Source organism: Paenibacillus sp. 01T422 (assembly GCF_056398785.1).
Genome location: NZ_JBFTQB010000970.1, coordinates 1 through 2,328 on the forward strand (window position 1 = coordinate 1; position 2,328 = coordinate 2,328).

Sequence of the window (2,328 nt, forward strand, 5' to 3'; positions counted from 1 at the left end):
GGAGTAGCCTAAATTACCCTGCAAAGTAATCATGAGGAATGGCGTATATGATCCCGCAATAGCGATAAAAATGGCAGCATGATCCAGCACTTCGAAACGCTCTCCCCATTTGCGCGAGCGGGAGCAATGCAGGAGTGTTGAGGATAGATATACCATGCAAAAGGATAAGCCATAAATCGCATTGCTGATTGTATAAGCAAAATCCTCGAACATGGCGGCTCGCTGAAGGAGCAGTACGAGGCCGAAGGCGCTAAGCGCCGCGCCGATTCCGTGGCTTAAAGCATTTAAGCGTTCCTCTTTTAAATGAAGGCTGTTATCCATGCGAAGGGGTCACTCCTTTCTGATTGTTTCCTAGTTTTTCCCTTAGTCGGGACTAGTATGTAATCAGATCGTAGTGACCCCTATTTCCTTGCCAAGATGCGGTCTAGCGCGTTTATTCGCCGCCTGGTTCGGACTGCTTTCTTGTCAGATAAAAGGCTAGCTCTTTTCGATGCTTATACGTAATCAACAGAAAATTCCCCAACCACACCCAAATAATGGCTTGCACATAGCCACCTATATACAAATACACGCCTAAAAGCAGCATACCTAATACTACCTGTAAACCATCTGCCGAGGAGGAAATGGTTTTGCCTCTTGTCGACAGCTTCGCTATTGCCAAGCTCACTGCCAAAATGATCGCTAGTGCGATAGAAGCCTCAAACCTCGTCAGCGCACTCCAAACACCGAAAGTAACCGCAATCGCTTTGCCTCCCTTTCCTTTCAGAAGTGGCGAAAACGCATGCCCCACAATCGGTGCCAGCGCAACAGGAATTAATGCGTAACCTTGCACACGCGCATTTTCCAAGTGAAATCCTAGGATCCCAATCAGCACCAGGTATCCTTTTAAAAAGTCGAGAATAATGCCCGCAAGCCCGATCTGATACCCCGCTGCTTTCCACAAATTCAAGGCCCCTGGATTGCCATCGCCAACCTGTTTGAGATTGTACTTGGCTAGGAGTCCAAGCCAATAGGAAAACATCAGAGAACCTGATATAAAAGCGCAAGCCGTCCATACGAGGGTCATAGCTCCCGCCTGCTTCCTACTTTGACATTTCTTCCTTTCCACGCTACATGGCCCAGAAATACCACTTGATACACGGAGTACAACATGACAACAACCATAAATATCGTCGAGAAGATATGTAGAATTGGCATGATGAAGCCAAATTTCCCTACATACCTAACGAAGTAGAACAGCTGGAGCATGTAGATCAAATAGCCCATAAATAAAGGGAGCCACCAAGATGTGTTTATAAATAAAAAGACCGTCTCCGACACGATAAGTCCGACTACCCATAGGGCAATAAGGGCGATAGTTCCCCCCTTCAGCTTGGATGTTCCGAGTACGGCTCCTTTACCGAAGCCTTGGATTCGGCTTTTCATCCCCTGCGCATACATGCGGAAGGACACAAGACCACAGCCAATGTAATTCGTCACTTCGATACCGGCTTTGCGAAAGGCTGCTCCAAGGTTCAGGTCGTCCAACATCTCCGCCTTAATGCTTTCGTGGCCTTTAATCGTTTCATAATCTTCCCTTGTTGTTACAATGCAAGATCCATACAGTCCCTTATTCGGATTGTCTTTCTCAAAAGGTGATGTGAAAGCAAATACCCCTAAGAAATTAAAAATAAGAGCCAGCCTTTCACCAAAACTCACTGTATAGTGGAAAGGCACCACCGAGATGACACCTCCGGCTTGCTGCCTAGCCATGACTAACATCTCCAATGCCCGTGGAACCAATCGGATATCGGCGTCAAGAAAGGCGATCATATCCCCGGTGGCATGTAAATAACCGTTCCATACAGCCCAATTCTTGCCGGTCCAGCCTTCTGGCAGATTGGGATTAGAGATAACGGTAACTCCGTAGCTTTCCGCAATCTCCTTGGTGTCATCCACCGAAAAATCATCTACGACGATAATTTCAAAGGGTTCCAGGGTTTGTATTTTGAGCGCATGGAGCAGATGAGGTAAATTGCACGCTTCATTTCTTGCTGGAATTATGACGGACAGCTTCACTTTCTCAGCGCCTGGGACATAACCTGGCCGAAGTACATTTTTTCTAAAAAGCAGAAAACCGGCGAGACACCCGATTACGCAAATAACCGCAATCAACATCCTAGAAACCCCCTCAATCCTATTCCGCGCAGCCGCTTGCTGAGAAGCTCTTCGCTCAACTATAGCGCTCGAGCTTGTATTGATGTATATGAACTTTGGCGGGATTTTAAGCCAGTGCGAATGGCACTAGAAACAAACATGGATGTATTCATTAGTCAAGTCGTCCAACCA

Annotated in this window: 3 protein-coding genes; all 3 read right to left on the reverse strand. The window is 46.9% G+C overall.

Going from position 1 to position 2,328, the window contains the following annotated elements:
- Positions 1-321 (reverse strand): PAQR family membrane homeostasis protein TrhA (gene trhA / locus AC1DUA_RS34255; protein ID WP_477503988.1); only part of this gene is annotated, 321 nt, incomplete at its 3' end.
- 112 nt (positions 322-433) lie between these two features.
- The gene (locus tag AC1DUA_RS34260; protein ID WP_477503989.1) at positions 434-1,066 is read right to left on the reverse strand and encodes a glycerol-3-phosphate acyltransferase; all 633 of its coding nucleotides are present in this window, start codon (positions 1,064-1,066) and stop codon (positions 434-436) included.
- Positions 1,063-2,157 (reverse strand): glycosyltransferase family 2 protein, encoded by a 1,095-nt coding sequence (locus AC1DUA_RS34265; RefSeq protein ID WP_477503990.1) that lies wholly within the window; start codon positions 2,155-2,157, stop codon positions 1,063-1,065. The genes AC1DUA_RS34260 and AC1DUA_RS34265 overlap by 4 nt, the downstream gene beginning before the upstream one ends.
- Positions 2,158-2,328: the final 171 nt, after the last annotated feature.